Genomic DNA, 1,458 nt, shown 5'->3' on the forward strand with positions numbered 1-1,458 from the left:
ACCTTGGGCAAGGCTTTGTTCGACATCCTTCCAGACGTATCCGGCCACATCAGTGTCGCAGGCGAACCCGTTCGGCCGGGCAGCGTAAGCAGAGCGATCGCTGCTGGTGTCGCGCTTGTTCCCGAAGACCGTCGGCTCGAAGGGCTTGTTGGCGGGCGCTCAATCGAGGAGAATCTTGCGCTTCCCCGGCTTTCCGATTTCTCGCTCGCGGGTCCCCTTGGGCCGATGGCGAAGGCGCGGATAGCGGCTCTGTTCAGACAATACCGCGACGACCTCAACATCCTGTGCCGCGGCCCCTTACAGAAAGCCCAGGAGCTTTCAGGCGGCAATCAGCAAAAGATCGTCTTCGCAAAATGGCTGGCAATGAAGCCGAAGCTGTTGATCCTCGATGAGCCAACTTCCGGCGTGGACGTCAATGCCAAGCGCGATATGCGCGAGCTTGTGCGCCGCACGGCGGGCGATGGCGTCGCCGTGCTGCTCATTTCTTCGGAACTCGAAGAACTCCTGGATTTGTCCGATCGCATTCTGGTGATGGCGCAGGGGCGGATAACGCGCAGCATGGGCAGCGCGCACGACGAGACCGGGCTTCGCGCGTTGCTGCAGGCCGAGGCCGCCAGACAAACCAGCGTACACGCTCAGGGAGTTGCAGCATGAAATCGTCCTCGATGCCGATGCGCGCTAGTGCGATGAATTTTTTCCGCGATCACATCACCTATGTGATCTTCCTGGCGATCACCCTCTATTTCGTCTTGTTCGCCCCCCACTTCGCGTCAGTCTCAACCGCAAGCGCCGTTCTGCGTATCACAGCCATCGTTTCCGTGATGGCGATCGGCATGACGTTCGTCATCATCTGCGGTGAAATCGACCTGTCGGTCGGTTCGGTTGCCAGCTTTTCAGGTATGATCGGAGCGTTGCTGCTCGATCAAAGTGTCCCGGCCTATGTCGCCGCCCTTCTGGTGTTGGGCGCCGGGGCCTCGATCGGCGCGGTGTCGGGCGTGCTTGTTACAAAACTGCGCATTCCATCGTTTCTCGTAACGCTTGGGATGTTGTCCATCTTTTCCGGACTGGCACTGACCATCACCGGCACCCGGCCCGTGTCGATCGTCGATGATGATTTTTCGAACCTGTTCTGGAACGGCAGTTTTCTGGGCATGCAGGCACCGATCTGGTGGACGATCGTCCTTACGGCCGTCGGCTACTACCTGCTGCATCAAATGCCCTACGGCAGGCGTGTTTATGCGACCGGTGGAAATGCTGTTGCCGCGCGCTTTTCCGGTGTGCGAACGGACGGCGTCAAAATCTTCGCCTTTGCGATATCCGGCATGACCGCGTCCCTTGCGGGCCTGATGCTCGCGGCCCGCTCCACGGCTGGCAATCCCAGCCTGGGAGCGGGTCTTGAACTGGACGTGATCGCGGCCGTGATCATAGGCGGGACAAGTCTCTTTGGCGGTTATGGAT

Annotated in this window: 2 protein-coding genes; both read left to right on the forward strand. The window is 59.8% G+C overall.

Annotation, left to right across the window (positions count from 1 at the left end):
• A partial coding sequence (locus EOA22_RS33375) for an ATP-binding cassette domain-containing protein (protein ID WP_164756171.1) occupies nt 1-654 on the forward strand: 654 nt, incomplete at its 5' end.
• A partial coding sequence (locus tag EOA22_RS33380; protein WP_164756172.1) for an ABC transporter permease occupies nt 651-1,458 on the forward strand: 808 nt, incomplete at its 3' end. The genes EOA22_RS33375 and EOA22_RS33380, both read left to right, overlap by 4 nt.

The organism is Mesorhizobium sp. M7A.F.Ca.US.014.04.1.1, assembly GCF_003998745.1.
Taxonomy (GTDB): domain Bacteria; phylum Pseudomonadota; class Alphaproteobacteria; order Rhizobiales; family Rhizobiaceae; genus Mesorhizobium; species Mesorhizobium ciceri.